Origin of the sequence: Chryseobacterium oryctis (genome assembly GCF_025971925.1) — a bacterium.
GTDB classification, from domain to species: Bacteria; Bacteroidota; Bacteroidia; order Flavobacteriales; family Weeksellaceae; genus Chryseobacterium; species Chryseobacterium oryctis.
Genome location: NZ_JAPDHV010000004.1, coordinates 161,111 through 187,856, shown reverse-complemented (window position 1 = coordinate 187,856; position 26,746 = coordinate 161,111). Strand labels below are relative to the sequence as shown.

Here is a 26,746-nt window from a genome sequence, read left to right as displayed (position 1 = left end):
TTTAGTTAAAATTTACAACTAAACTGCTATCTTTTTCAAGAATACTCAAACAATTTACTGGAACAATTTACAAATATTGTGGAAAAGAAAATCTTAATCTTAAGTTCTTTAGTTCTAATCGGGACTTTATATAACTACCCTGTTTTTGATAATAAAGGAACCTCATTTTTAATCATTTTTTCTTGCTTTGTAATCATTATTTTTTCAGTTGCCAAAATTCGTTATCCAAGTGACAAAGAAACTTATGAGTCGATCGAGAAAGAAACTGACATCTTAGAAAATTTTGATGGTATTTTTGAATATAAAAAAGATGGTTTTACTATAACAAAAGATAATACGTCTGAATTCATAAAATGGACTGAAATAATAGAAATTAATTCCTTCAGTTTACCTGTTTTACATCGAGAAAAGCATAGTGGTTTAGAAATCATCACAGAAACTAAACATTATGAGTTTAATGATAAACAAACTCCCGGAATTCAAAAATTGGGAAATATCCTATTTAACAATCTTCCCAACTGGAAACTTGATTCTCCTACAGTGCGAATAAATAATTCTGGGCTCGAAAAAACCAATCTTTATAAAAAAGAAAAAAGTCTTAATTAGTAATGTATTGTCAAAATGTCTAAAAAAAATTAACCTATATAACAAACATGTGCTTAGATTCTATTTTTTTGTAATTTAGTTCTATTGAAAAATATAAAAATGGATATAATTATAACAATATTGATAATTTTAGTTTGCATAGTTGTTACTTTACTAATTTTAGCATTATTTATACCCAAACACTATTCAGTCACGGTTTCCCAAACTATAAACAGACCCCAAAAAGATGTTTTTGAATATGTAAGTATATTACAAAACCAATTGAAGTACAGTGAATGGTTGAAATCAGATGATACCCTAAAGCCAGAAATAAGCGGTACAGACGGAACTGTTGGAGCTATTCTTAAATGGGAAAGCAATAATGAAGACAAAAACAAAAATACAGGAAAAGGTGAGCAGGAAATTAAAAGTATGGATGATAATAATATTGATATTGAACTACGCCTGATAAAACCAATGCCCGGTATCTGTAAGCTACAAAACAACTTTCTTGAAACTGAAACAAATAAAACACTTTATACCTGTACATTTTCTGCCTTTGCAAAATACCCCATCAATTTACCTTCATATTTAATAGGACGACAATTTATTAAAAAAGCTCAGCAAAAAACATTAAACAATTTAAAATCAATACTTGAAGAATCTATTAATTAATCAAAAAGCCTAATCTCCAACAACAGTCAGTTGACTTTGATGCAGAATTAAAAAATGAAAACAAAATATTAAATATGAAAATAAAGATTTTAATCTTTTTGCTTATCATTACCTCATTATTCGGATATTTGGAATGGGGAGGAAACAACAAATCTTTTTTAGCAGAGGCAGAATATTCAATATTCAGACAGTTGATTGATGACCCGAAAAAAATAATTCATCCGTTCATATTATTACCTCTTTTCGGACAGCTTTTACTTCTTTTTACACTGTTTCAAAAAATACCCAATAAAATTTTAATTTATATAGGACTTGCCTGTTTGAGTTTATTGTTAGGATTTATGTTTTTCATCAGCATTCTGACAACTAATTTTAAAACATTAGCTTCTACACTACCCTTTTTGACAATAGCAATATTGACTGTAAAACATTTAAAGAACAGAATAAAACAATGATTAAACTGAGAAAAACAACCCTGCAAGATTTAGATACATTATTTATTTTTCAAACCAATAAAGAAGGTATTTGGATGGCAGCTTTCACAGCAAAAAATCCAAGTGATAAGCAATTTTATATGGAAAAATGGACAAAACTTGTTGAAAATCCGGATATAAATATGCAAACAATACTATATAATGATAAAATTGTTGGAAGTGTCATTCACTTCAACGTAATGGAAGAAACTCACGTGTCATATTGGATCGATCAGCAACATTGGGGAAAAGGATTTGCAAATGCAAGAAATGCGGAAATTAAAGAATTTGTATACAAACTTGAAGAATAACAAATCCTTTCTTCAATCAAATTAATTCAATTATTAGAAACTTAAAAACTCATGAAAACAGTATTATTAACAATTATCTTACTCTTACTAAATTTCAATTGTGTAAATTCTCAAAAACGGCTAACATCATGGAGTCAACAGAATATTGAAAACTATACAAAAGAAATGTATGACAAAGCACAAAATTTATCTCCATCACAACTATTAAATAAAAACTTAATAGATAAGTACTGGAGTGAAGTATTCTTGACTTTAAACGCTTCTGTTAACCATCATTCTAAAGATACAGATTATCTAAGGTCTTTGGCAAAACAAATAACAAATAAAACTGAAACAAAACTAAAAGGAACCAGTCGTTTAATAATTTGGGACAGAATTTCTAATGGAGATATAATATTTGAAGGAAAAGGTTTAGTGTTTGACAATGACTTGTTTACCGTTGCTGGTAGAGCAAACCAATTATTACAAAGTTTAACAAAAAAGAATTTTGGATATGTGACAATTAACTCGACTGAAAACGAACTAGAAGTTCTAAAGAATAAATGGTTAGACTATCTTACCGGTAAGCCCGTTGAAGAGTTGAAACCAAACGAATTTACAAATTCAAAAATGCCAGAGATAAGTGGCTTATCAGCAGTAAAGGCATTAATAATTTCATTACAACATAACCCCGAAAAAGAAATTTTAACAAAAAAATGTCTAAAAAACATTTACAATCTGGATGAGATGCCAAAAGAAAAGAGTTCTCCAGCAAACTATTGTAGTCCAGACACATATGCATTTTTGTATCTTGGAATATTATTTGGTGACGAAAAATTCGATGAGGCAAAAAATTCTAAATGGTGGATGAACTTGTGGAATGAAAATCAAAACAAACTTTTTTGGAATTCAGATAAGGGAATTTATGAATTAAAAAAATAATTATTAGTAATCCTAAGTTTACAAATTTCTAGCAATCAATTTTAACATAAACACCTTATATTAATTCAATCACAAACTAACAAAACAACATTATTTTTTTCGTAATTTTACTTTATTAAGATAATTTTTTACTCTATTTAAAAGTAAATTCAAAAAAAACAACCCCATGAAAAATCATCAAATACTGAAACAAGGGTATATTGTAATTTGTATTTTTTTATTACACAATCTTGCCATCCACGCTCAGCAAAAATCGCCTGACCAACGAGCAAAAGAAACGGAACAAAAAATGACAGATGATGAACGATTTTCTCTGATTACAAGCCTTGTAGGATATGTGCCTAGTTTGGGTATTCCGAAAGACAGCCGAATTCCAGATGACATTTCAATGAGTGCAGGATATACACCGGGAATTCCAAGATTAGGCATTCCTAATATTCAAAGTACAGACGCAAGTATGGGTGTTACCAATCCGGGATATAGACCCGATGACAAAGGTGCCACAGCTATGCCATCCTCTATTTTGTTGGGAGCAAGTTTCAATCAGGATTTAGCCTATCAATCAGGCATTGCCATTGCTAAAGAAGCTAAGTCAAGAGGTTTCAATGTTCTTTTGGCTGGTGGAATTAATTTAATCCGAGACCCTAGAAATGGAAGAAATTATGAATATTATTCTGAGGATCCTTATGCTACAGCGCTTTTTGGAGCATCTGCTGTCAACGGAATACAAAGTCAAAATGTTGTCTCTACACTAAAACATTATTCATTAAACAATAATGAAGTAAATCGACATTGGCTAAATGCCGTAATAGATCCTGCTGCTCATAGAGAATCTGATTTGCTTTCTTTTCAACTTGCTATTGAAAAATCTAATCCGGGCTCTATCATGAGTGGATATAATAAAATCAACGGAGAATATGCAAGTGGAAATGATTATCTACTAAATGAAGTCTTAAGAAAAGATTGGGGATATAAAGGCTGGGTAATGTCTGACTGGGGAGCTGTTCCAGGTTGGGATTACGCTTTGAAAGGACTTGATCAGGAATCAGGAATTCAGTTGGATGTCATGCAATGGGGAGCTGAAGCTTTTACAGATTCATTAAAAAATGCCTATAAAAAAGGAATTTTTCCTAAAGCCCGTTTATCTGAAATGGTTCAAAGAATTCTCCGTTCATTATATGCTGTAGGAGCAGATTATTGGAAAGAAAAACCTGTTGTAGATATGGAAAAGCATAATGAAATAGCACTAAATGCCGCACGACAGGGAATTGTAATGCTTAAAAACGATAAAATTCTTCCTATTGCAACAGATAAACCTTTAAAAATAGCTGTAATTGGAGGTTTTGCACAATTGGGCATTCCATGTGGTACTGGTTCCGGATCAGTAATGCCTGAAGCCGGATATGCCGCAAAAATAAATATCGGCGGTCCCGGAATTATGGGAGGAGGAAGAACATTGTATTTATTACCCAATTCTCCTTTGGAAGAACTCAAAAAACTCCTTCCTAATGCAACAATAGATTATGATCCTGGTTATACAATTGCTGAATCTAAAATTTTAGCCAAAAGATCTGACCTCGTCATTGTGTTTGGAGTACGTGTTGAAGGCGAAGGATTTGATATGCCGGACTTATCATTACCTTGGGGACAAGATGAATTAATTAAAGAATTATCTACAGTCAATCCTAATACAATTGTCGTTTTAGAAACCGGAAACCCTTCTTCTATGCCATGGAGAAATAACGTGAAAGGAATTGTTCAGGCTTGGTTTTCAGGACAAGCAGGAGGAACGGCTATCGCCGAAATTCTTACAGGTAAAACCAATCCATCAGGGAGACTTCCGATTACCTTTCCTGAAGATTTGAACCAAACTCCAAGACCAACCATCCCGGAAATAGGAACACCTTGGGGAACACCGACAACTATTGTTTACAATGAAGGTTCAGATGTTGGTTATCGTTGGTTTGCCAAAAAAAAATCAAACACCAATGTTCAGTTTTGGTTATGGTCTTAGTTATACTACTTTTTCATACAGTAACTTCAAAATAAAAAATGGCAAAAACATAATCGCAACATTTACTGTGACAAATACAGGGAAAGTAGCTGGTGCAGATGTTCCTCAATTATATTTAACAAATATTTCAAGAGCAACACAATTGCGCTTGTTGGGGTTTGAAAGAACAGAACTAAACCCTGGAGAAAGTAAAGAAATCACTCTGACAATTGAACCAAGACTATTAGCAAATTATGATGAAAAATCAAAAAGCTGGAATATAAAATCCGGATTATATAAAATAGGATTAGGAAAATCTTCAACCTCAATTGATTTGTCTTTGGACATTCAGCTAAAAAATCAGAAACTAAATTCTAAATAATTAAAAATTAAAAAAGCGGGAAACCTTTGGTTTCCCGCTTTTTTAATCAAATTTCTAGATTTTATTTATTAAAATTCTGTGCAAAGAATCCTAACATATATTTATATAATTCTATTCTGTTTGGTTCTTTTCCAAATCCATGCCCTTCGTCATATTTTACCATATAAGGCACTTCAAAACCTTTTCCTCTTAAAGCTTTTACAATTTGGTCTGATTCGTTGATATTTACCCTCGGATCATTTGCTCCCTGAACGACAAATAAAGGTTTTTTAATCTTATCAATCTGATAAACAGGAGAAACTTCTTTTGCTATTTTAGCCTCCTCAGGATTATCCAAATCATACCAGATTTCTTTTACCATTTCTTTGTAAGGTTTCCAATATTCTGGGAAAGAATCGAAGAATGTAAAAATATTTGAAACTCCCACATAATCAACTCCGCAAGAATACAAATCCGGAGTTTTAATCAATCCCATTAAAGTTGCATATCCTCCGTGGCTACCTCCATAAATTGCAATTTTATCTTTATCAACCCAGCCTTGCTCAATCACATATTTCACTCCGTCTTCTACATCATCCATCGCTTTTCTGCCGATTTGTTTGTAACCCGACTTTTGAAATTCTTTTCCGTAACCTCCTGAAATTCTGAAATTCACCTGCAAAGTTGCATATCCTCTACTTGCAAATAGTTGAGTCTCAGGATTGAATCCCCAATCATCTCTGATTCCTTGCGGTCCACCGTGTGGATTTACAATTAACGGAACTTTTTTACCTTCTTCTACTTGTTTTGGCAAAGTAATATACCCATGAATCGTTAATCCATCTCTGCTTTTAAACTCAATAGGTCTCATTTCAGCCATATCTTCTTCCTTCAGCTGAGGCATCAGATCAAAAAGAAGTTTTATACTTTTAGTTTTAGTATCATATTCATAGTATTTTCCGTATAATTTATCACTATCAACTACTACCAAAAGCTTATTATCATTATCATCTGCAGAAACTACATAGAATTGCTTATCTCCAAATTCAGAAGAAAGCTTGTCATTAACCTCTTTATAAAATTTGCTTACAGGAATGATTTCATTTTTAATTCCGTTATAACTTATATAATCAAGCTCATAATTTCTGTTTTTTCCAGCAACACTTATTGAACTTACATCAAATGTTGGGTTAGAATATACCTCTTTAATAATTTCACTTTTGTTCAAATCATACAGCACAATTCTTGATTTGTCGCTATCTAAATTGGTTACAACATAAGCCTCATCCTTATTTTTAGAATTATCATTAAATCTAATAATACTGAATGTATCTTTCCAGTCGGTAGACATTAAAAGATTGAATTCACCTGTTTGCAGGTTTTTATAATATGTTTTCGTTGTTAAACCATTTTCAAGAACAGTATATCCTCTCAAATTCCCATCTTTATCAAAAAGATAGTCATCTATCGGGCTGTTGACATCTTTATTTTCATACAATTGAGTCATTTCTCCTGTATTAAAATTGATTTTATACGGCTCAAAAATCTGTTTATTGTTTTTGTTCATTGTAACAATCACAAATTCGGTATCCTTTATCAACTTTACCATACCCAGAGTAATTCCGTCAAAAGGTGTCAAATCTTTTAGATTTTTCCCATCTATATCGGCTGCATAAAGATGAATATTTTCGTTACCTCCCTTATCTTGTGTATAAAAAAGTCGTTTTTTGTCTAACCAGCCATAACTTCTTATTAAATCATCTTTTTCTACAAGAGCTTTTGTGATTTTCCCTGTCTTTAAATCTTTTACATAGACATGATTTTTACTGTCTTTATCTTTTTCTTTATATGAAAGATATTGACCGTCAGGAGAAATTTTAAACTGAGAAGCTTTTGGTCTTGCAAAATAATCTTCCACTTTATATTTAAAATTGCCTTTATCATAAGATATAAGTCGGTCTAAAGTGGCCTTAGATGATACTAATGTTGCATCTCCGGGAAGTTTCGTCGCAGTATTCTGTGCATTTATCATAATTGCAGATATTACAATATGAGTGGTTGTTAAAATTTTAGCATTTAGATTCATAAGCTTTTATGATTGGAGTTTAAGTGATTTTTAACTTTTAAAACAAATTTATATAAAAAAAGAGAAGCATTTACTTCTCTTTATAATATTTTAATTCAAATAGGCTTTATTTTTTTAACAGTTATAATTTAGAAAATTATAAATCAAGAATTATATGCATCTTCTAAATCCTGAATAATTATTTTCTGCATTTTCATTATTGCCTGTACAACTTTTTGAGCCTTCATTTGGTCAGAATCTCCCATCAGCTCAATTAATCTTTTAGGTACGATTTGCCAGCTAAAACCAAATTTGTCCTTCAACCAGCCACACATACTCTCTCTTCCACCATCAGAGGTTAAACTATTCCAGTATTTATCTGTTTGTTCTTGATCATCTGTCATTACAACCATTGAAATTCCTTCATTGAAATCAAACTGATGATCATAAGAATTATCCATACAGAAAAAACTATAACCGTCAATTTCAAAATGAGCATGTTGTATATTTTCTTCAGGTTCTGCAATCGGATGTCCTTCACTTCCGTCTCCGTACTTCAAAATCTTTCCTATTTTAGAATTCGGGAAAATATGGGTGTACAATTCCATTGCTTCTTTTGCTTTTCCATTGTTTCCATGAATAAACATCAAGGTCGGAACAATTTTTTGTTCGCTTGCTTTTTCTCCTAAAAATATTTGCCAAGTAACACCATATTTATCCTGAACCCAACCATATTTTTTACTCCAAGAATAGGAATCAAGGGGCATCAAAGCCATTCCGTCAACTAATAGTTTGTCCCAATATTTTTGAACTTCATCTTCTGTCTCACAAATTACCATGAATGAAACAGAAGCATTTTTTTTGAATTGGGGACCTCCATTCAAAAGCATTATCTTTTGCCCAAAAACCTCAATATTCATCACAACAGGAGTATCAGCCGTAATTTTTCCGCTAAACACATTGCAATAAAACTCTGCAGACTCTTTTGCATCTCCATCATACCAAAGGCATGGAAAAATATTATTATTCATATAGTTTTAATTTAATTTCCCTTAAAAAAGGTATTATTTTCTTTCATATAAGTCTTTAGTTTTTCCATTGTAGTTTTTCCAAAACCATGCATTTGCATGATTTCTTTTTCGGAATAATCCGATAGTTTTTCCAAAGAATTAATTTTTTCTTTTTCCAAAGCTCTTCTTGCAGGCATTGCAATAATTCCCCTCAAAAAATCACCTTGATGTACATGACTCACCGCGCAAATGGATTTTAAACATTTTGCCATTATTACTAAGTTAATCATGATAAAAAGTATTAATGCTTTTCCACGTATTTATGAAAATTATCCAAAATGGCATACCAACCATCCCTTTGCATTTCAACGGAATTTTGTTTTTCTGGATCAAAAATCTGAGTAACTTTTGTAGTATTTTCATCAATTTTATCAAAAATGACTTCTACTTTTCTCTCATCACCCAAATGATATTTAATAAGCTCATTAGGAACAACCTCATCGTAAATTCCTTCAAAATCAAATCCAAAACTTTTATCTTTCGCCTCCATTCTGTTTTTGAATTTCCCTCCTACTTTTAAATCATTTTCAGCACTAGGACAATGCCATGATTCATGAGCAAAAGCCCATTTAACGATATGTTTAGGCTCATTAAAATAATCCCAAACTTTCTGTACCGGTGCTAATATTGTAATATCAATTTTAATTGGTTCCATAATAAATAGTCTTTGGTGAAACTAAAGGGCAACCCAAAACAGTCACCCTTTCTATTAATTTAGTATAAATATAAGATTTTATTTCACGTACTCCTCGTTGTAATTTACCATCCAATGAACGCCGTATTTATCTTGAAAACTTCCAAAATAATCTCCCCAAAATTGGTCTTCAATAGGCATTTCTATATTTCCGCCTTCAGAAAGTCCTTTGAAAAGTCTGTCTGCTTCCTCTCTTGATTCAGGGAAAATTGAAACATAATTGTTATTTCCAACATTCAGGCTTTGCCCAAAACTCGGCACAATATCAGATGCCATCAACAAATCTCCTCCGATAGGAAGAGCAATATGCATTACTCTGTTTTTTTCTTCATCAGATAAATGCTCAGTTCCGGGAGCATTTCCCATTTTATAAACTTCTCCTAGAAATTCTCCTCCAAAAACAGATTTGTAAAAATTAAAAGCTTCTTCCGCTTTTCCATCAAAATTTAAGTAAGGATTTAATTTAGCCATGATTTTTATTTTTCAATTGTTAATATTTCTTGTTTACTGTTTGTTATTCTGTATAAAATAACTAATAATAAAGCCTATATTTTAGCTTTATAAAAACTTTAATTATTTAAAAATTTATCAACTTCATTTACCGTAAAATCAATTAGGTTTCCATCAATATTTCCTTCAAAATCAGCCATCATATAAGAACCATGAGTAGCAAGAAGAATCATTAATTGTGAACCTTCTACCAAACGCCACATTTCCACAACGTGTTCAGGTTTTATTATATCTTTGTCTCCTGAAATAAATAGCGTAGGAGATTTTATATTTTTTAAAATATCATCACTCCAATCCTCAAAAGTCTGCATTCTTTTACTGTCTTTTTCAAACATATTTTCAAGTGCAGAAAAATCAGGATTTAGATTTAAAAAATTAATCTTAAGCGGTTCGGGCATCGACTCTAAAGTAATATTTTGCATTCCTTCAAAAAAACCATCTATCATTCCGTTTTTTTTATAAAATGCAGATGCAACAACCAATTTATCAACCATTTCGGGATAAAGATGGGCAACCTGCATTACAGTACTTCCCCCATTACTAAATCCCCAAAACGAAGCTTTTTCAATATTAAGTTCTTTCAAAACAGCCGCAATATCGTGTGCATCCTGCTCAAAAGTCTCGGGAATATCTCTATGTTCGGTCATTCCGTGGTTTTGAAGATCAATCCCGATAAGCTGAAATTTATTTTCCAATCTTAAAATAACTTCTTTATAATCAAATAAAATTGAACCTCCACCTCCATGAATCAACACCAAAGGTTTACCAGAACCATAGATTTCATAATACATCTTGATTCCGTTGACTTGTTTATGACCTTTTTCAACCAAATTCATTATTAATATTTTAAATTTTTATCAAAATCATATTTCATTCCTTCATAACCAAGAATTCTCCTCATCAAGCCGATTTGTCCGCACAAATAATCTTCCCTTCCAATACACATTCCTACAAAATTGAGTACAGTTTCAGGGAAAAAGTCGATATTCATTCCCATAGGAAATGCTTTGTCTAATTCTTCATCCGTTACTTCCAATAATCTATGGTAAACAAGAGGTGAAATTTTATGAAATTCTTCTTTTAATTCTTGTAAAGTCGGATATATTAAGCTTTCATCAAGAGCTTTTCCCTGAAAGAAAAAATCTTTATACTTAAACTCTTCAGTAAGCCCAAGAACATAACCTAATCCAAAACGCATATCCAGAAAATTCCCAACCATCCAAATGATATGATTGGTTCTTCCTTCAATTCTTTTTAAGGCATCTTCTTCAGAAATTCCGTCAAGAAGCAATAAAAAAGTTTGGCTATGACCTCGAAACGCAGGAATTATAATGTCTAATTTTTTTGATTTTGCTGTGTCCATTTTATTCAATTTTATTGAAATAACAGTGAAATTTTATGACGGTTATCAACAAGAATCCAGATATTGACCAGAAAAAAAACTCCCGCAATAGCCAATCCTTCTGGCATAAAAGTTATATTATGACATAAAATACCAATCATCACCGGAAAAATCATCAAACCTCCCAAAATTCTGGTTTTCGGAAGCAATGTAAGCAACCCACCAAAAAGTTCAACAAAGCCAACCAAGGGAAGTAACCATTTTAAAGACATTATTGATTCATTTACCTTCTGTAATTCCGGAGGTAATGGCGGAACAGGCATGTAATGTAAAAATTTATCCAATCCTGCATTAATAAACATCAACGCAAAGATGACAAATACAATTGTTTTAAAAATTTTCATCAGTATAATTTGTTTTTAAATAATTAGAGAAAAATTAGTTTAATCTAAAATCAAGATTATTATGTAGGCAATTGAGAAAGGTCTGCAAATATCACATTCCAGCCATGCCCATTGATATCCCAAAAAGAATTTTGATACATCCAACCATGATCTTGCGGTTCTTCATGTTGGGTTGCACCATTGGCTACGGCTGCATTTACTACCTGATCAACTTCTTCACGACTGTTTAGCCCAATTGCAACCAAAACCTGAGTTGTATCACCTTTGGGTAATGGTCTTTCAGAAAAAGTCTGAAAAGATTCTTCCGTTAAAAACATAACAGAAATATTGTCACTCATCACCACACAAACGGATTTTTCATTATCAATATCCTTATTGATTGAAAATCCTAACTTCATCCAAAATTCTTTAGTTTTTTGGATATTTTTTACTGGAAGATTAACATAAATTTGATTGATTTTCATTGTATTAATTTTTGGTGTTTATCTTTAAACCAAATTTACCAAGCTGTAATGAAAATCAACTTGCCATAAGACAAGATTTAATTTTTCTTTGAGTGAGAAACTAATTCTTTGCGAATACGGCTTAAAGAAGTATCTGTAACTCCCAAATAAGATGCAATTTGCTTCAAGGGTGCAAACTGTATTACATGAGGTTTTTGTTCCAAAAGATTAAGATAACGCTTGGTTGCAGATAAGGTGAACATTTCTACAGAACGCTGTTTATAATTGAAAAGCTGCTGAGACATCCATGCTCTTCCCCATTCTCTCAGATTCGGAATTTTATGGAATAATTCCTGAAAAGTTTCAAAACTCAGCTTCCAACATTCACAATCTGTGATACAGACAATATTTTCCTGTGTAGGAATTCTTTGGAAAAGAGACGAAACTTCAATAATAATTTCATTTTCAGCAAAAAAATGCGTTGTAACTTCATTTCCATTAAAATCATTAACAAACGAACGAACCAGCCCTTTTTCTAAAATATAATATTCATTAGCAGTTTTTCCTTCTTCAAGAATAATATCTCCTTTCTGAAAAACAACTTTTTCGTGAGCCTGAAAAATTTCTTGAAGCTCTTCATTAAAGAAAAACGGAAAATCGTAACAGATTTCCAAAGCCTTATTTGTCACCAAGTCTATGTTTTAATTTTTAAAAATAGACTTTTTATGGGAAATAATAAAATATATTTTAATGTGAAAATCCTGTGATTTTTGCTTCATCGAAATCAAGCTGCATTTCGACTGTTCTCAGGACATGATCATCAAAGATTTTCTCTCTTTTCATTCGATGAAGTTCATTTCTCTGTGCCTGAATAATTTGTCTTAAAACATCTTTATTTTCATTAATTGCCGTTACATAATCTCCCGTTGATGCCATACATTGTGCTTTATCTGCCATGAGCATCATTTCATTCTCAAGTTTATGCTTTTGGTGACGAACCAAAGTGTTTGTTTCAGCCAATTCTGAGAAATCATTTTCCAATTTATGTAAAGCCGTTTCTTTAAGTCTTTTCATCAAAATTACTTCCTGTTTTTCTTCAGGCAGCTCACTTCCTGCATCATTTATTTTTAAAAGTTTTAAAATTGGTGTTAAAAGCAATCCCTGACCAACCAAAGTGATTAATATAATAACAAAAGTTACAAATAAAATAATATTTCGATGAGGAAAAGCTTCACCATTGGGTAAAAAGGCAGGTATTGACAATGCAGCAGCCAAAGAAACCACTCCTCTCATTGCAGCAAAACTAATAATAAAAGGTTCTCTCCAATCCGGTTTTGGAACTTTTACCCTTAATTCTTTAGAACAAAGTCTTGGGAAATACATCAATGCATAACTGTAAAGAATTCTTGTAAAAATAATTGCTCCACCGATTACCACACTATAGAAAATTCCTTCTGAAATAGTGTAATCTTTCATTCCTTCTACCACAACAGGTAGTTCTAAACCAATAAGAATAAAAATAATGGTATTCATCAAAAATATCAAAACACTCCAAACATTTCCTGACTGAATCCTTGATGTATGACTTAAGTAACAATGTGAATTATAAGACATCAATAAACCTCCTGCCACAACAGCCAATACTCCAGAAAACTCAAAATGTTCTGCAGCAACATACATTACATATGGTACAATAAGTGTGATGATGGTATCAATATTAGAATTTGAGGGAATAATTTTCAGCAATTTACCAAAAATAAAACCTGTTCCTATCCCAATTGCAACACCTCCTATCGCCATTGAAAAAAAGTCTTTTATAGCCTCTCCCCAAATGAACTGCCCCGAAATTACAGCCGCCAAAGCAAATTTAAATACAATTAAACTCGATGCATCATTAATCAAACTTTCACCTTCCAGAATACTTGTTATTTTCTTCGGTATTTTCATATGTTTCAAAACCGAAGTTGCCGCAACTGCATCTGGCGGAGAATTTACGCCCCCCAATAAGAATCCCATTGCAACCGTTAATCCAGGAATTATAGATGAAGAAAGATAAGCAACCACAATTGAGGTTAAGAAAACCAAACCAAAAGCCATTGAAAAAATCTGTTTTCTCCATTTATGAAAATCCTGCCACGAGGTAAACCAAGCTGCTTCAAAGAGAATTGGTGGTAAAAAAATTAAGAAAACCAAATCGGGTTCTATTTCAATACGGGGCATTCCCGGAATCAAGCTTATTAACAAACCTGCAATTACAAGGAAAATTGGGTAAGCAACTTTTAGCTTTTGCCCAATCATTACCAATATCATCACAGACAACAATACCACAATTGATATTATGACGTAATTGTGAATCATATTTTTAAAAATTTATTAAATATTAATTTTTGTGAATAGAATATTATAAGAACAATCTAGTATAAAAATATCGTTCTATTTGAAAATATTAACCTGGAATTTGTTCAATCAAAACGTTATTCTTAGTTTTATCAAAATAGGTACAAGTCATTTCCTTTAAGTCTATTTTCCAACCTTCAACTCCGTTTTCAGCACAATCATTACAAAAAGTCGGATAATCTGTACCTCCTTGTTGATGAAGTTTTAATCTTATTTTAAATTGTTCCAAATTCAACTCTTCAGAAATTATCAAATCATTATATTTTGGTCCTGTTGAAACCGACAAGTTTTCATCGTCAAAATACTGTGTATCTCCACACTTAACATAAGTTATATAATGAGAAACTCCTTTATCTTTTATAGCTTTAATATAACTTGGGAAGTCGGCTCCGCTTTTTACTTTCTTATGCTCTTCAATTATTTCATCAATTGTAAAATTCATCATTTCTATTTTTATTTATTTTTAAAACTTAATTAATCAAATTTAAAAAAAACTTGATAAGCAAATGTATCATAAAATAAAAACTGACGAAAAATTCCGCCAGTTTGTTTTACCTATATATTCTATTTAAAATATAAATATTAGGGATGTTGTTGCATTTTTGCAGGATCATCATAATTCACCATCCAGTTGATTCCAAATTTGTCTGTAAACATTCCAAAATATGCACCCCAGAAAGTATCTGCCATTGGCATTGTTACCTGACCATCTGCAGAAAGCCCACCGAATAATTTATCAGCTTCTTCTTTAGATTCTGCATTGATAGAAATTGAGAAGTTATTTCCCGCCTGAAAATGAGAAGCATACTCACAAGCTGTATCACTACCCATCAGTACAGTTTCTTTAGAAATAGGAAGAGAAACGTGCATAATTTTGTTTTTATCTTCCTCAGGGATTTCATTTCCTTCCGCAGGAGGCATTTCTCCGAAAGTACCGATATAAGGATATTCTCCTCCAAAAACAGATTTATAGAAGTCAAAAGCTTCTTTACAATTTCCGTTGAATGTTAAATAAACATTTACACTTGCCATAATATTTTTTTTAGTTTAGTTTTATTTAAATACTCCTTTTTTAGAGTTATCTATGTTGATCAATTAAAATCATATTTCCGTCAGGATCTTTCAGGAAAATATGTTCAGGACCTGAAGTTGTTTCGTCAGCTTCTTTATCAAGTACTACTCCTTTTTCTTTTAAATGTTTCTGAATATCACGAACATCATCAAATACATCCAAAGTTTGGGCATTTTGATTCCAACCTGGATTAAAAGTAAGCATATTACCATCAAACATCGCCTGAAAAAGACCAATTAAATGTTCTTCATTTTTCATTATCAAATAATTATGTTCCATACTTCCAGCCATTTGACTAAAGCCCAATTTTTCGTAAAAATCTTTAGATTTTCCCAAATCTTTCACACTTAAGCTGATTGAAAATGCGCCTAATTTCATTTAGTTTTTTTTATTTATTGCTAATTTGCTTCCTATCAAAACAAGTCCCCAGACTACAATTCCCAAAACCCAGAACCAAACCGGCGTCGGTAAAACAACCATATTGTAAACAGTAAAAAATAAAAAGATAATACCACAAACTATGGCAGCAGTATGCTTACCATTTTTAGTAATCTTTGAGGCGACAAAACCGGCGACAAAAGCAGCGACACCATAAGAAAGTATCACAAAAAACAATGCCATAAAAGGTGCATTAGCTATGTAATCTTTAAAAGCCTCAATATCATTTGGCTTCATACCTTTTGGCAGTGGATATAGGTAATGCCCCAAACTTTCCATAAGCCAAACACAGATAGAACCAGAAAAAATGCCCCCAAGAACTGCAAGAATATTTCTAAGCATAATTATTGATTTTTTAAGCGGGTTTTGAAATCCAAAGTTCCATCATAGCTTTTCCAATCTCCGATGAACTCAATGTATTGTCCTTCAATTTTTTCAGTTTTTTTGTTCCATTTGAAAGTATAAATAAATTTCCCTTTGAAAATACCGGAATGTTTTCCTTTGTTTTCTTCAGCAAACTCATACTCACCAAATACAGTTCCTTTCTTGCTAAAATCTTTGTATTTGGTAATCGTAAATTTACCTTCAAGCTTTGAATACGTTTTGTCTACAAGAGAATATCCTGAAATGAAATACTCTTGGTCATTTTTTTTGTTCTGTTCAGAGATATTTATTTTAAGTTTAAGTTCTTGCTTATCATTTCCAATTGTACCGATATACGGTTTACTATTGTTCAGCCAAACGTTAGAAATATTAGGCATCTGAGCCAACACAAAATTGGAAGCCAAAATGAGGAATAATAAAAGTTTTTTCATGTATTTTGATTTTTATTTGAATATTACTTTAGAGATATCATTGGGAACAAAATTTGCCCACCAAACATCAAAATCTAAGTTTCCGGAATTGTTTTTCCAGTTTCCTTTAAAAGTGACTGTAGCTCTGCTTTCTTTTGTGATTCTCTTCGGAGTCTGAATTCTAAGTTTTCCTTTAAAAGTTCCTACATGTTCCCCAAATCCATCCTCATTCAAGACAAAATCTCCGAAAACAAGCATATCATTTGGTTCTCCGTTAACGTTATATTTTTGAGTAAAAACTATCTGCCCTGAAAATTTAGCTTTATTTCCGTCAACATCTGAATATCCCGAAACAAGATATTGCTCTGCTTTTTTAGGGTTTTTAACAGCTTTTTCTATTTTTAATTTAATAACTGTTTCTTTTGTAGAAATCGTTCCATAAAAAGGAGTTTCGTAATTCATTAAATAATTACTGAAATCTTCATTTTTCAAGGGAAATTCCTTCGTTTGTCCAAATGAAAACGAGAAAACCAATAATAGGAGTAGTAAATAATTTTTCATCACAAATTAAACTCCGAATTGAGACAAATGATGATTCAGATGCTTTGCAAACATATTGTTCCACTCCTGAGAAGTTAATTTACCAAAAGAATGAGACTCTTTACCATCAAAAGCAGATTCCCCCAATTGCTGAGTTTTCTGAATAAACCCAATTAATCTTTTCTTTTCTTCCTCAAAGTTTTTTCTTCCTTTGATTAAAAACTGAGGTGCTGTAGGAGAATCTTTCGGATAAGATTTTTCACCTACAACTTTAGGTTTTACAAAAGTCTTTAAAATAAATTTTGCGATGAATCCCGGTTTTTTATGCTTTTCAGGTTCAAAAACCATTTCGTATGTTACAGAACAGTGCGCCAACATTTGATCAACCGTCATTCTACCCCATAATCCGTGTGTATCTTCTACTAATTTATTTATTCTATCTATATAATTCTGAGCGACTTTTGCATCAAATACATTTTCCATACCTTATTTAATTTATAAAAACAAATATATCAGTTTTTTCTTCTCATTTATCATCCGATAAAAAACAATTTAAAACATAGTATCATTGAAAACTATAATTACATTAAAAACCTTTCACTGATTGGTTTAATGTTGCATATTCAAAAAAACAAGACCTATAATTCCTAAAATTACATTGATCCAATTCACCAACAGATGCGTGAATATTGTATAATATATGTTTCGAGTTTTATAGTATACAAAACAGTAAAACAATCCTATAAACATATAAGGTATAGTTAAAACCACACTATTAAAATTATAATAATGTATCAACCCAAATAAAACTGAACTAATTACAGCAAATATTATATTAGAAAATTTTCTGTTTATATTTTGATAAAATAATGAATATCTAAAGGCTATTTCTTCATAAAAAGGAGCTAACATCGGGAGAATTATTGCTATAAAACTATAAAAGGTAAACGTTTGTGTCTTTGAAGATGCATCTTCAGGAACATCGACATCAAAATAATTTAGTATTAATTTTCTTGTCAATGAGATAATAACAAAACTAAGAATATAAAAAAGTAATATCCATAAATATTTTGTCCATTTATGCGTTTTAAATTCTTTCCATTGGTTTTTTATCCAATCTTTAGTAACAAATAGGGTCGACAAAAAACCTATGACATATATAAAAACAATAATAATTACATTTGAGGGTTTTACTTCTGTAGTATTGAGAGGCGTGAATTTTAACAGAGCAAATACTATAAAAAAACTTAATATTGGAAAATATTTTTTTAATTGATTCATATCGCTTTCCGGTTTATTTTATTGAAACATTAAAGAATCTGTATTAGTGATTTGTATTACAAAAAAACTCCCTGCAAAATGCAGGGAGTTTTTCTATTTATTTCTGAACCGCTTTTTTCATTTTGGCATCAGCTCTGAAAATTTTGTAACGAACTTCTAAATCTTTAGGAATATAGAACACCAAAGGTAGTCTACTATTATATCGTACAAGCTGAGGCTGCATTGATATAAATTTATTCGTTGTTTTTTGATCTAAACATCCTTTCATTGTTCCCATAGTTTCACCTTTAGAATCAACTTCATAATAATTGTATCCCCATCCTTGTAAATCTTGAGTCTTGATTTCACCTATCATATTATAATTATTACAATCTACTGCTTTCTCTGCTCCTACATAAAACTCCACTTTAAGGTTCTCTTCATTTTTTGCAATAGGTAACTGAATATAAACCTGTTTATAACCTTCCTTAGCTTTAGGAAACATTTCAATTTCTAATTTTTCAAATTTTTCAGCCTTTTTTTGAGCAAAAACATTTACTCCCATTAGCATAACAAATCCTGTAATGGCAATTTTTGAAAATTTCATATAATATTTTTTAAATTTTACTATTACTAAAAAGCCAAAAATCATTCCAAAATCTGAATATTTGTCCCTTTTGTGTGAGCATTCATCTGCGGTGCATAATAGTTTTGCATTGTCGTAATTCCGTTTGAGAATTTCCCTGATGCATTGGCAACATAATCATATTCAAATACATACTTACCTTTTGGCATATATTCGATATAGAAATTGGTTGACGCATCTTTTGTTGATTGATAATACCCTAAATTATTTTTCCACTGATAGCCCGAAAGTACATCTACAGGTTCAAAACCTGCTGCTCTCATATCTTTGATATGAATATATTCCATTGGTCTGTCCGTATTCAAAATCATTCTTACTGTAACTTTATCACCAACTTTCAGCGGTGTTTCTGAAGTTATTTTCTTTAATTCTTCTCCGTTAACCGTTTTTACTTTTTTGTACAATTCTTTGGTAACAGAAATGTAATGTTCAGAAGATTTTATTTTATCCAAATCTTCATAATACTGCCAGAACAATCCTCCTTGAACAATTCCAGGACCAGGTTTTGTCACCGTAACAGTTGCTAAACTTTTATCAACATTATCGGTTTTCACAACAGATTTCACATATCCTGTTGCCTGAGTTTGAGGTTGCAATTCTTTTCCTCCCCAAACAATGGTTGCTTTGTCACTTTCTGCACTCGTCCAAGATTTGCCTGAATTCAAAATTGTAAAAATGACTTCTGAAGTTCCTCTTGAACTTCCCCAAGAATTAACCTCTTTTTGGGTAACCAGCCAAATTTTCATTTCTTCAATGAATTTCTGATCATTAGATTTCAGTGTATTGAATGCTTCTAAAGCTCCAGCATGATTCACTACTTTTGAACTGAACCATCCCCAATCATTAAGATTTTGCTTCCAATAAACACCTTGTGTTTGGGTATTTGTAGAAGTTTCTTTTAAATAGTTCATCAATTTATCAGAAACATCTTTTAATCCGTAATTATTGAATAACAATGCCGCACGATGTAATCCGAAGAAAGTAAAATCAGTAAGTTTTGCAGTTTTTGCTTTTTGTTTTACCAAAGATTTCAAAGTTGCCCCTTTGCCTTTCAACGGATATTGTTTTTCCCAATAATTTCTAGTGTCAAGATAATCCAAGACCCAATTATTCCAGACATTTTCTTTTCTTACATCCCAATATTTGTCAATTTCATTATCCAAATAACTCACCAATTTAGCCGTCATTTCATCTTGAGAAGATTTCTGATAATCTTTCACATTATCTTTCAACCAACCATTGATTTTTCCTAAATTCTTAAGAATATACAACGAAACACCGTAAGAACTTGGATAGCCAGAATACCAAGAGAAACCGCCATCAGGATTTTGAAGTTTTTTGAAATCATCCCAATCCTGGTTAATAGAATTTTTCATCGTATTCATATCAAACAATAATGCCAATTTCTGCATTTGTTCCTGCTCATTTTTACTATCCAAAACCCAAGGAGTTTCTTCCAATAATAATTGTTTCAGCTCCTGATTTTTTTCAAGATTTGAGTTTAACAAACCTTTACTTTGATACTCTTCAAATACGGTTTTCATTTTAGGGTTAGCCCTGAAAATCTCTGAAGCCAATACATCTGCAAACCATTTATTGAAAACCACATCCGCAGAATTATTTTGGTCGTTTTTAAGACTTGGCAAGGCAAACATAATTTCCCAAATAGGATTCGTTGTCAGCTCTAATGTATTAGAAACATTTGAAATTGTTGAAGAATTAGTATTTTTCAAATTATCCAAAACAAAAGTTTTAGTCTCTCCTTCTTTCACAAAAACAGGTACCGCATCTGTCACCAACATTCTATTAGGCAGTACAGCAACAGCTTTTTGCTCTCCGTCTGAATATTGTCCTGCTTTAGCTACGATTTTTAAAATAATCGAAGAAACGTTATTCGGAACTTTTAATTTCCATGTCAACGCTGAATTTCCGTTTTCGTCAACAGAGAAAGCCTGTTCTTTATTATATCCTGAAACTGCAGTCAATGTGCTCAACCCAAATTTCTCAGAAATATCTTCATTGGTAAAAGCATCCAAAATCTGTAATTGGGCTGAACCGTTTAGTTTTTTGCTGGTTAAATTTGAAAGTTTAGATTGAAGATTCAGTTCATCTCCTTCTCTTAAAAATCTTGGATAATTTGGAGTAACCGAAAATTCTTTTTGTGTCACCACTTCTTTTTCTAATGTTGCAGACCTTGCATCTTTGGTATGTGCCAAGAACATTAATTTCCATTTTGTAAGTGCTTCTGGAGAAGTGAATTCAAAACTTACATTTCCTTCAGCATCTGTTTTCAAATCTGGATAGAAAAATGCTGTTTCATTAAGGTTTTGACGAACCGGAACTTTATCCAAAGAATCTTTTTCCTCTGAAACACCTGCTGCTGCATCGGCTGCTACAACATTGGCACCTGTTATAGCTAATTCTTTTTTAACACCATAACCAACCATTACTACCTCTTCTATATCTTGAGTTTTAGAACTATCAGCAACAGGAGCAGGCATAGCATTTTCTAGTCGTACACCCGCAACTTTTCCTCTCAACATTCTTCCGTACAATTCTCCATCAAACCAATTGAATTGTGGAACATTCACATAATTTGAAGTAAAATATTTCTGCCTTTTTTGATAATATTTTGAAAGTAAATTCTCTCTCATATCATAAGAAGAAACTATTGAATATTGTGTATATAATTTTTGCCAATAAAAGCTATTTTCTGCGAATTGGTCAAGAGACATATCATACATATTGGCTAAAACTTCAGCATTGATTTTCTCTTTATCATTTCCTGAAACTTTCACCTTCCATTTTTCCTTAGAATTGGGTTCTAGTTTGTCTCGGAAAGTAATTGTTTCAATTTTTAAAGGCTGTTCTGTATTTTTAATTTTTAAATTAACAGTCTGTGTCTGAACATCATTAAAAGCAACAACCTGAAACTGAAGATTCAAACTAGAAATATTTTTATCTTTTGGAACATCAACCAAATATTCCAATACTCCATTTTTAAATTGATGAACCTCAGAAATGGTTTTTCCTGAACCATCCTGCACAAAAACATTCACTAAAGCATCAGGAATTGAAGAGTATGCATAGATTTTTGCCTTTTCACCTCTTGAAAATTCATTTTTTGGCTCCAAAACCGTTAAGAAAGTTTTCTGAACTGGTTTTAGAGTATTTTTATCCCAAACACTGAAATTCTGAGATGTTTTTATGGTATCTTTTCCTTCGATGTTAAATAATTCCAACTGATAATCTCCCGCTTCTAATTTCCCTAAATCTAATGTTTCAGATTGTTCAGATTTAGTACTAATCACTTTTGATTTCCAATTCTTCTGCTCGTAATTTTTATCAAATAAATCATGTGGAAATTTGCTAATAAATTCATCTTTGCTCAGTTTTGGTAAATTCTGAATAACCGATTTAAAATTATCTCTAAAAATTCTATTCGGTACTTCTAGTTTTGAGAGCTTAACCTGATAAGATTTTTTAAGATTTTGCTCATTATAATTTTTGGTTTCAACTTTCAGTTTTACATTTTCGTCAGCAAAAACATTTTTCACTTCCTCAGCTTTGATGTAATGCGAAACAGAAGCTACTTTTAATTGAGTTTCGGCAGATTGAGTTTCTCCGTTAATATCTGTAACAGAAGCATTAATTTCGTAATTATCAATCTGAATTCCTTCTAATTTTTCGTCTTTTTTCAAATCCAACTTAATAACAAATTCTCCTTTTTCATTGGTTTTAGCTTCTCCAAGAATAGAATTTTCATTGTCGTTCCCTTGAGGATACCACCAGAAATATCTCCAACGAATATTACGTTTTTTGATTTCATAATTTACCGTTGTATTACTTAAAGCAACTCCTGAAAACATCATTGCTTTACCTTTCAGTTCGATGGTCTGTCCATATTTATATTCCTCTTTTACAGGCTCGAAAGTTACCTCAAACTTAGGCCTTTTGTACTCTTCAACTCTTATTTCTTTATATGTATCATTGTTTGCTCTTAAATAAAAAGTTCCGTTGAGCTTTCCTTTAGGAAGGATAAAACTTCCATGATAAGAACCAAATTCGTTAGTTGTAAAGTCTTGAGAAGAAACTTCTTCATTATTAGCATCTAAAAGTGTGATTCTTTGCTTCAATCCTGAAGATACAGACTCAACTTCCTTATTAATTTGTGTGACAATTGTTTTGAAATAAACCGTTTGTCCGGGTCTGTAGATTGCTCTGTCTGTGAAAATCTGAGATTGTGTACGGTTTTCTTTATTCGGATTATAATTATCAACATAATCATTATTTCCGTACACCTGCATCAACTGAAAATCGTTGGTTTTAGGCTGGGAAATCAGATATGTTCTGTAATATTCTTTACTTTTAGTAGTTGGAAATTTAAAAACACCTTTTTCGTTAGTTTTTCCATCCGATTTATTCAATGTATTGTTGGCTACAAACTCATAAAAAGTAAGAGATTCATTAATCTGAGCCTTGCCATTTTCACTGTTTACCAACTTCAACTCGTTTAAAAGCTGATTTCTATCGTTTTTATTTTGATAAATAATTTTATTATTAGAAACTAAGAAATAAAAATTCTGATTTGAATTAACATCACTTTGTTCTGCCTCGTTAACTTTATATTCCGCAACATAAATTCCCGACGGGAGTGGTTTGATTTCCAGCGATGTGCTATACAAATTATAATCTCCTAAATTGGGTAATTGATAGTTTTCTTTTCTTATCAAATTCTTTTTAACCTTAGAAAACATATTTGAATATGAGTTTCTCGTATACTGTAAAAATGAAGTAAAATCTTCTTTAACTTCATAAATAGCAAGAGAAAATTCAGAGACATTTTTATGCTCTACAAAAAGATGAATCGGCAAATTGCTTTGAGTTTGTTCCTCATATCTGATATTCAGACTTGGATTTGTAATCTGATTTTCCTTATTCTTTATATTTTCTAAAAAAGGAGATTTGGGATATTGTTTTTTGGCATCATTAGCAATTTCCAAAGCTGCTTTTTGTTGTTTCTTAGAAACCAGCTCAGACATCATCTGCTCCATCAACAAAACTTTGTAATCACCTTCGGTGCTATATTTTACAAGATTTCTAAGCTGCTCCAATTTATCTTTACATTGGTTGAAAGTACAGCTTTCCTCCAGCTTTTGATGCATGAAATACAGCTTAGGATTTCCATTATTCTGAGCAATTAATTCATCAAAAATACCATCTATCTGTTTTCTATTCTCTGCAAGTTCATTTTTAGTAAAAAGTCCATTATCTGAAAGAAAATCCACCTTTTTTAAGCCATACCAATCTGACAAAGTCGGAAAAAAGGCAATATCTTTTGTATTAGAAAAAAGGTCTTGATATTTTGCTAAAGAAACTTTTCTCATCTCCGCTTTCTGCAAGTCTAATTCCTTAAAAATTTCAGCTAAATAATTTTTAAAATCGAGTTTACTCCATGTTTCAATTTGTGAAATATCTTGTGAATTCAAATTTGTTCTGCCATTTATTTTCCAAGAATTCTGGTTGTAATAGTCCATGAAAAAATTGTTTGATAAAACTTTAAAAACAATCTTTTCATCACCTTTCAATTGTTTTTCAGCATTTTGAATTTTACTAAAAAATTGTGATGCAGCATCATTTTTATCATCATCAACCGTTTGATTCACAATACTAAACTCGGCTTTCAGTGAGCGAATAAGCTGTAAGGTATTATTTTCTTTCATGGCTTGTTTTTGTATCTCCAAAACTATAGGAAGGCTAGATTTATATGTTCCTTTTTTACTATTTTCTTCTATTTTTTTCCATTGCTCATCATAATATTTCTGAGCAAAAACAACGGAAAAATTCAATATTAAAAGCAAAAGCAGAAAAATCTTGGAAAATCTTTTCATAAATGTTATTTTTGATGAATGAACTTCTTAAAATTACTGAAAAAATTCGTTATAGACAGTCAAATCTATGTCTCTTTAATGGGAACTCTTTTTGCAGTATTTTTCATGGAAGAGCAAAACACATTCCGTTTCCCTTCCGTCTTATTAATTTTTATTACATATTTCAGCGGATATCTTTATACAAAATATCAATTCACCAAATATTTCTTTAAAATTTTAACAATAAACATTATTGCAGGTGTAGTTTGTGCATTTCTTATTTATCACAATCACAATGAGATAAGATTAATAAAATGGTTGATTATTGTTGTATTAGGATTACTTTACAACAGTTTCTTTCTCGATGTTTACATTAGAAAAATCCCTTTACTAAAAGTATTCTATGTTGGTTTAGTCTGGGCTCTTGTCAATGCTTGGCTCACCTTGCCTGAAATTAATTTACCCATATTCTTAATCAGCTTTTTTTTCATCACAGCGTTAGTTTTACCCTTTGATATTCGAGATATGAAGAGTGATACTGTTAAAACATTCCCAATGTTGATTGGAGTTCAAAATACAAAATACATTGCCTACTTGTTGGTATTCATAAGCAACATTCTTTCAATTTTTTACTTGAAATTAGATTTTTCCATAGCTTTTTTTCTTTCCGGTATTATTGCTTATATTCTTATATATTTCTCTGAGAATAAAAGAGATGACGTTTACTTTTCTTTCGGAGTAGAAACTTGCTCGGTACTTCCTTTTTTATTTTTAGGAATAATGAAGTATTTTTGACAAATGATTATCAAGAAACTTTCCCTTTATAATTTTAAGAACCATTCTGAAAAAAAGTTCGAGTTCTCACCTCAAATTAACTGTTTTATCGGAAATAACGGAGTGGGAAAAACAAATATTTTAGATGCTCTCCATTATCTTTCTGTTGGTAAAAGTTTCCTAGGTAATACCGACCTCAACAATATCAAAAAAGATGAGGATTTCTTCACCATCGAAGCAGAAATACAAAACGATGGCAGCGAAGATATCATCAGAATCACCCAGCCCAAAGAAGCAAAAAAAATCATCAAAAAGAACGATAAAAGCTATGACAGATTAGCAGATCATATTGGTTACCTGCCAAGTGTGATGATATCTCCTTATGATTCTAATCTAATTTCTGACTCCGGGGAAAGCAGACGAAAGTTTCTGGATTCAATGATTTCTCAGACTGATTCTGAATATCTTTTCGATTTGATTCAGTACCAAAAAACCATACAACAAAGAAATGCTTTATTAAAATACTTTGCTAAAAACAGAGTTTGGGATAAAGATTCTCTTGAAATTTATGATGATCCGATTATAAAATTTGGAACTAAAATTTTTGAAAAAAGAAGAAGTTTTGTTGAAAGATTAAATCCTATTGTTCAAAATTTTTATCAAATAATTTCAGGCGGAAAAGAAACTGTTTCGGTTATCTACAAATCTCATTTACTGAACGAAACATTCGAAAATCTTTTAAAAGAAAGCCTTGAAAGAGACAGAATGTTAACTTACACCTCAAAAGGTATTCACAAAGATGATTTACTTTTTGAAATGAATTCTGTTTTAATCAAAAAAACTGGCTCACAAGGGCAACAAAAATCATTCTTGATTTCACTAAAACTAGCCCAAATGAGTCTTGTAAAAGAACTGACAAACAAGATACCCATTCTTTTATTAGATGACATTTTTGATAAGCTGGACGATACCAGAGTTTCTCAATTGATAGAACTTGTAAATCAGGAAAATTTCGGACAAATTTTCATTACCGATACTCACAGAGAACGTACTGAAAATGTGGTAAAAAAAATAAATGAAGAAAGTATAATTTTTGAGGTTTAAAGCA

Annotated in this window: 30 protein-coding genes; 9 read left to right on the top strand and 21 right to left on the bottom strand. The window is 31.4% G+C overall.

Features of this window, described 5'->3' with window-relative positions; all coding sequences use genetic code 11:
• Positions 1 to 78: 78 nt before the first annotated feature.
• The 7 genes from OH806_RS10570 (at position 79) to OH806_RS10540 (ending at position 5,340) form a co-directional block, all read left to right on the top strand.
• The gene (locus tag OH806_RS10570) at positions 79 to 606 is read left to right on the top strand and encodes a hypothetical protein (RefSeq protein ID WP_264743647.1); all 528 of its coding nucleotides are present in this window, start codon (positions 79 to 81) and stop codon (positions 604 to 606) included.
• A 99-nt stretch (positions 607 to 705) separates the two neighbouring features.
• Positions 706 to 1,260, top strand: a complete 555-nt coding sequence (locus OH806_RS10565) for an SRPBCC family protein (protein WP_264743646.1) — start codon at positions 706 to 708, stop codon at positions 1,258 to 1,260.
• Positions 1,261 to 1,334: 74 nt separating this feature from the next.
• Entirely contained in the window at positions 1,335 to 1,715 is a 381-nt protein-coding gene (locus tag OH806_RS10560; RefSeq protein ID WP_264743645.1) for a hypothetical protein, read from the top strand.
• On the top strand, positions 1,712 to 2,044 hold the full coding sequence (locus OH806_RS10555) for a GNAT family N-acetyltransferase (RefSeq protein ID WP_264743644.1): 333 nt from the start codon (positions 1,712 to 1,714) through the stop codon (positions 2,042 to 2,044). Before OH806_RS10560 ends, OH806_RS10555 begins: the two co-directional genes overlap by 4 nt.
• A 51-nt stretch (positions 2,045 to 2,095) precedes the next feature.
• A complete protein-coding gene (locus OH806_RS10550; RefSeq protein ID WP_264743643.1) occupies positions 2,096 to 2,965 on the top strand; it encodes a hypothetical protein in 870 nt (289 codons plus the stop codon).
• Between the two features lie 166 nt (positions 2,966 to 3,131).
• On the top strand, positions 3,132 to 4,979 hold the full coding sequence (locus OH806_RS10545) for a glycoside hydrolase family 3 protein (RefSeq protein WP_264743642.1): 1,848 nt from the start codon (positions 3,132 to 3,134) through the stop codon (positions 4,977 to 4,979).
• On the top strand, positions 4,954 to 5,340 hold the full coding sequence (locus tag OH806_RS10540) for a fibronectin type III-like domain-contianing protein (protein WP_264743641.1): 387 nt from the start codon (positions 4,954 to 4,956) through the stop codon (positions 5,338 to 5,340). The genes OH806_RS10545 and OH806_RS10540 overlap by 26 nt, the downstream gene beginning before the upstream one ends.
• A 61-nt stretch (positions 5,341 to 5,401) precedes the next feature.
• On the opposite strand, the gene OH806_RS10535 is transcribed toward OH806_RS10540, so the two are convergent.
• From OH806_RS10535 to OH806_RS10440, 21 genes are all read right to left on the bottom strand, one after another.
• Positions 5,402 to 7,405 (bottom strand): S9 family peptidase, encoded by a 2,004-nt coding sequence (locus OH806_RS10535; protein ID WP_264743640.1) that lies wholly within the window; start codon positions 7,403 to 7,405, stop codon positions 5,402 to 5,404.
• A 143-nt stretch (positions 7,406 to 7,548) separates the two neighbouring features.
• Positions 7,549 to 8,415: a VOC family protein gene (locus OH806_RS10530; protein ID WP_264743639.1), complete on the bottom strand. Its 867-nt coding sequence runs from the start codon at positions 8,413 to 8,415 to the stop codon at positions 7,549 to 7,551.
• A gap of 11 nt (positions 8,416 to 8,426) precedes the next feature.
• Entirely contained in the window at positions 8,427 to 8,666 is a 240-nt protein-coding gene (locus OH806_RS10525) for a DNA-directed RNA polymerase subunit alpha C-terminal domain-containing protein (protein WP_264743638.1), read from the bottom strand.
• 29 nt (positions 8,667 to 8,695) lie between these two features.
• Positions 8,696 to 9,109, bottom strand: a complete 414-nt coding sequence (locus OH806_RS10520; RefSeq protein WP_264743637.1) for an SRPBCC family protein — start codon at positions 9,107 to 9,109, stop codon at positions 8,696 to 8,698.
• Between the two features lie 78 nt (positions 9,110 to 9,187).
• The gene (locus tag OH806_RS10515; protein WP_264743636.1) at positions 9,188 to 9,619 is read right to left on the bottom strand and encodes a VOC family protein; all 432 of its coding nucleotides are present in this window, start codon (positions 9,617 to 9,619) and stop codon (positions 9,188 to 9,190) included.
• 98 nt (positions 9,620 to 9,717) lie between these two features.
• Positions 9,718 to 10,494 (bottom strand): alpha/beta fold hydrolase, encoded by a 777-nt coding sequence (locus OH806_RS10510; protein WP_264743635.1) that lies wholly within the window; start codon positions 10,492 to 10,494, stop codon positions 9,718 to 9,720.
• A gap of 2 nt (positions 10,495 to 10,496) precedes the next feature.
• Complete coding sequence (locus OH806_RS10505) at positions 10,497 to 11,021, bottom strand: DinB family protein (RefSeq protein ID WP_264743634.1); 525 nt, start codon at positions 11,019 to 11,021, stop codon at positions 10,497 to 10,499.
• A gap of 11 nt (positions 11,022 to 11,032) precedes the next feature.
• A complete protein-coding gene (locus OH806_RS10500) occupies positions 11,033 to 11,404 on the bottom strand; it encodes a DoxX family membrane protein (protein WP_264743633.1) in 372 nt (123 codons plus the stop codon).
• A gap of 59 nt (positions 11,405 to 11,463) precedes the next feature.
• Positions 11,464 to 11,868, bottom strand: coding sequence for a VOC family protein (locus OH806_RS10495; protein WP_264743632.1), 405 nt, complete (start codon positions 11,866 to 11,868; stop codon positions 11,464 to 11,466).
• Positions 11,869 to 11,945: 77 nt separating this feature from the next.
• The gene (locus OH806_RS10490; RefSeq protein ID WP_264743631.1) at positions 11,946 to 12,536 is read right to left on the bottom strand and encodes a Crp/Fnr family transcriptional regulator; all 591 of its coding nucleotides are present in this window, start codon (positions 12,534 to 12,536) and stop codon (positions 11,946 to 11,948) included.
• 58 nt (positions 12,537 to 12,594) lie between these two features.
• On the bottom strand, positions 12,595 to 14,205 hold the full coding sequence (locus OH806_RS10485) for a Na+/H+ antiporter (RefSeq protein ID WP_264743630.1): 1,611 nt from the start codon (positions 14,203 to 14,205) through the stop codon (positions 12,595 to 12,597).
• A gap of 88 nt (positions 14,206 to 14,293) precedes the next feature.
• On the bottom strand, positions 14,294 to 14,686 hold the full coding sequence (locus OH806_RS10480) for a DUF1398 domain-containing protein (protein WP_264743629.1): 393 nt from the start codon (positions 14,684 to 14,686) through the stop codon (positions 14,294 to 14,296).
• Positions 14,687 to 14,826: 140 nt separating this feature from the next.
• Complete coding sequence (locus OH806_RS10475; protein WP_264743628.1) at positions 14,827 to 15,276, bottom strand: VOC family protein; 450 nt, start codon at positions 15,274 to 15,276, stop codon at positions 14,827 to 14,829.
• Positions 15,277 to 15,322: 46 nt separating this feature from the next.
• On the bottom strand, positions 15,323 to 15,694 hold the full coding sequence (locus OH806_RS10470; RefSeq protein ID WP_264743627.1) for a VOC family protein: 372 nt from the start codon (positions 15,692 to 15,694) through the stop codon (positions 15,323 to 15,325).
• A complete protein-coding gene (locus OH806_RS10465; protein ID WP_264743626.1) occupies positions 15,695 to 16,096 on the bottom strand; it encodes a hypothetical protein in 402 nt (133 codons plus the stop codon).
• A 2-nt stretch (positions 16,097 to 16,098) separates the two neighbouring features.
• Positions 16,099 to 16,569, bottom strand: a complete 471-nt coding sequence (locus tag OH806_RS10460) for a hypothetical protein (RefSeq protein ID WP_264743625.1) — start codon at positions 16,567 to 16,569, stop codon at positions 16,099 to 16,101.
• Positions 16,570 to 16,581: 12 nt separating this feature from the next.
• Positions 16,582 to 17,109 (bottom strand): hypothetical protein, encoded by a 528-nt coding sequence (locus tag OH806_RS10455; protein WP_264743624.1) that lies wholly within the window; start codon positions 17,107 to 17,109, stop codon positions 16,582 to 16,584.
• A gap of 6 nt (positions 17,110 to 17,115) precedes the next feature.
• On the bottom strand, positions 17,116 to 17,571 hold the full coding sequence (locus OH806_RS10450; RefSeq protein WP_264743623.1) for a DUF1569 domain-containing protein: 456 nt from the start codon (positions 17,569 to 17,571) through the stop codon (positions 17,116 to 17,118).
• Positions 17,572 to 17,697: 126 nt separating this feature from the next.
• On the bottom strand, positions 17,698 to 18,369 hold the full coding sequence (locus tag OH806_RS16610; RefSeq protein ID WP_406567624.1) for a CPBP family intramembrane glutamic endopeptidase: 672 nt from the start codon (positions 18,367 to 18,369) through the stop codon (positions 17,698 to 17,700).
• A 97-nt stretch (positions 18,370 to 18,466) separates the two neighbouring features.
• Positions 18,467 to 18,955 carry an ecotin gene (locus OH806_RS10445; RefSeq protein WP_264743622.1) on the bottom strand — a complete coding sequence of 163 codons (489 nt, stop codon included), beginning with the start codon at positions 18,953 to 18,955 and terminating at the stop codon, positions 18,467 to 18,469.
• Between the two features lie 41 nt (positions 18,956 to 18,996).
• Positions 18,997 to 24,885, bottom strand: a complete 5,889-nt coding sequence (locus tag OH806_RS10440; RefSeq protein ID WP_264743621.1) for an alpha-2-macroglobulin family protein — start codon at positions 24,883 to 24,885, stop codon at positions 18,997 to 18,999.
• Between the two features lie 18 nt (positions 24,886 to 24,903).
• On the opposite strand from OH806_RS10440, the gene OH806_RS10435 reads away from it, so the two are divergent.
• Together OH806_RS10435 and recF are read left to right on the top strand one after the other, a co-directional pair.
• Positions 24,904 to 25,659, top strand: a complete 756-nt coding sequence (locus tag OH806_RS10435) for a UbiA prenyltransferase family protein (RefSeq protein WP_264743620.1) — start codon at positions 24,904 to 24,906, stop codon at positions 25,657 to 25,659.
• 3 nt (positions 25,660 to 25,662) lie between these two features.
• Entirely contained in the window at positions 25,663 to 26,742 is a 1,080-nt protein-coding gene (gene recF / locus OH806_RS10430; RefSeq protein WP_264743619.1) for a DNA replication/repair protein RecF, read from the top strand.
• The last annotated feature ends 4 nt before the right edge of the window (positions 26,743 to 26,746 follow it).

Excerpts from the sequence above, each read along its gene's own strand:
- OH806_RS10440 (WP_264743621.1), bottom strand. The coding sequence starts at position 24,885 with ATGAAAAGATTTTCCAAGATTTTTCTGCTTTTGCTTTTAATATTGAAT.
- OH806_RS10510 (WP_264743635.1), bottom strand. The coding sequence starts at position 10,494 with ATGAATTTGGTTGAAAAAGGTCATAAACAAGTCAACGGAATCAAGATG.
- OH806_RS10530 (WP_264743639.1), bottom strand. The coding sequence starts at position 8,415 with ATGAATAATAATATTTTTCCATGCCTTTGGTATGATGGAGATGCAAAA.
- OH806_RS10445 (WP_264743622.1), bottom strand. The coding sequence starts at position 18,955 with ATGAAATTTTCAAAAATTGCCATTACAGGATTTGTTATGCTAATGGGA.
- OH806_RS10550 (WP_264743643.1), top strand. The coding sequence starts at position 2,096 with ATGAAAACAGTATTATTAACAATTATCTTACTCTTACTAAATTTCAAT.
- OH806_RS10480 (WP_264743629.1), bottom strand. The coding sequence starts at position 14,686 with ATGAATTTTACAATTGATGAAATAATTGAAGAGCATAAGAAAGTAAAA.
- OH806_RS10470 (WP_264743627.1), bottom strand. The coding sequence starts at position 15,694 with ATGAAATTAGGCGCATTTTCAATCAGCTTAAGTGTGAAAGATTTGGGA.
- recF (WP_264743619.1), top strand. The coding sequence starts at position 25,663 with ATGATTATCAAGAAACTTTCCCTTTATAATTTTAAGAACCATTCTGAA.
- OH806_RS16610 (WP_406567624.1), bottom strand. The coding sequence starts at position 18,369 with ATGAATCAATTAAAAAAATATTTTCCAATATTAAGTTTTTTTATAGTA.
- OH806_RS10505 (WP_264743634.1), bottom strand. The coding sequence starts at position 11,021 with ATGGACACAGCAAAATCAAAAAAATTAGACATTATAATTCCTGCGTTT.
- OH806_RS10545 (WP_264743642.1), top strand. The coding sequence starts at position 3,132 with ATGAAAAATCATCAAATACTGAAACAAGGGTATATTGTAATTTGTATT.
- OH806_RS10525 (WP_264743638.1), bottom strand. The coding sequence starts at position 8,666 with ATGGCAAAATGTTTAAAATCCATTTGCGCGGTGAGTCATGTACATCAA.
- OH806_RS10495 (WP_264743632.1), bottom strand. The coding sequence starts at position 11,868 with ATGAAAATCAATCAAATTTATGTTAATCTTCCAGTAAAAAATATCCAA.
- OH806_RS10520 (WP_264743637.1), bottom strand. The coding sequence starts at position 9,109 with ATGGAACCAATTAAAATTGATATTACAATATTAGCACCGGTACAGAAA.
- OH806_RS10450 (WP_264743623.1), bottom strand. The coding sequence starts at position 17,571 with ATGGAAAATGTATTTGATGCAAAAGTCGCTCAGAATTATATAGATAGA.
- OH806_RS10565 (WP_264743646.1), top strand. The coding sequence starts at position 706 with ATGGATATAATTATAACAATATTGATAATTTTAGTTTGCATAGTTGTT.
- OH806_RS10455 (WP_264743624.1), bottom strand. The coding sequence starts at position 17,109 with ATGAAAAATTATTTACTACTCCTATTATTGGTTTTCTCGTTTTCATTT.
- OH806_RS10465 (WP_264743626.1), bottom strand. The coding sequence starts at position 16,096 with ATGCTTAGAAATATTCTTGCAGTTCTTGGGGGCATTTTTTCTGGTTCT.
- OH806_RS10540 (WP_264743641.1), top strand. The coding sequence starts at position 4,954 with ATGTTCAGTTTTGGTTATGGTCTTAGTTATACTACTTTTTCATACAGT.
- OH806_RS10500 (WP_264743633.1), bottom strand. The coding sequence starts at position 11,404 with ATGAAAATTTTTAAAACAATTGTATTTGTCATCTTTGCGTTGATGTTT.
- OH806_RS10475 (WP_264743628.1), bottom strand. The coding sequence starts at position 15,276 with ATGGCAAGTGTAAATGTTTATTTAACATTCAACGGAAATTGTAAAGAA.
- OH806_RS10515 (WP_264743636.1), bottom strand. The coding sequence starts at position 9,619 with ATGGCTAAATTAAATCCTTACTTAAATTTTGATGGAAAAGCGGAAGAA.
- OH806_RS10560 (WP_264743645.1), top strand. The coding sequence starts at position 1,335 with ATGAAAATAAAGATTTTAATCTTTTTGCTTATCATTACCTCATTATTC.
- OH806_RS10535 (WP_264743640.1), bottom strand. The coding sequence starts at position 7,405 with ATGAATCTAAATGCTAAAATTTTAACAACCACTCATATTGTAATATCT.
- OH806_RS10435 (WP_264743620.1), top strand. The coding sequence starts at position 24,904 with ATGAACTTCTTAAAATTACTGAAAAAATTCGTTATAGACAGTCAAATC.
- OH806_RS10555 (WP_264743644.1), top strand. The coding sequence starts at position 1,712 with ATGATTAAACTGAGAAAAACAACCCTGCAAGATTTAGATACATTATTT.
- OH806_RS10460 (WP_264743625.1), bottom strand. The coding sequence starts at position 16,569 with ATGAAAAAACTTTTATTATTCCTCATTTTGGCTTCCAATTTTGTGTTG.
- OH806_RS10485 (WP_264743630.1), bottom strand. The coding sequence starts at position 14,205 with ATGATTCACAATTACGTCATAATATCAATTGTGGTATTGTTGTCTGTG.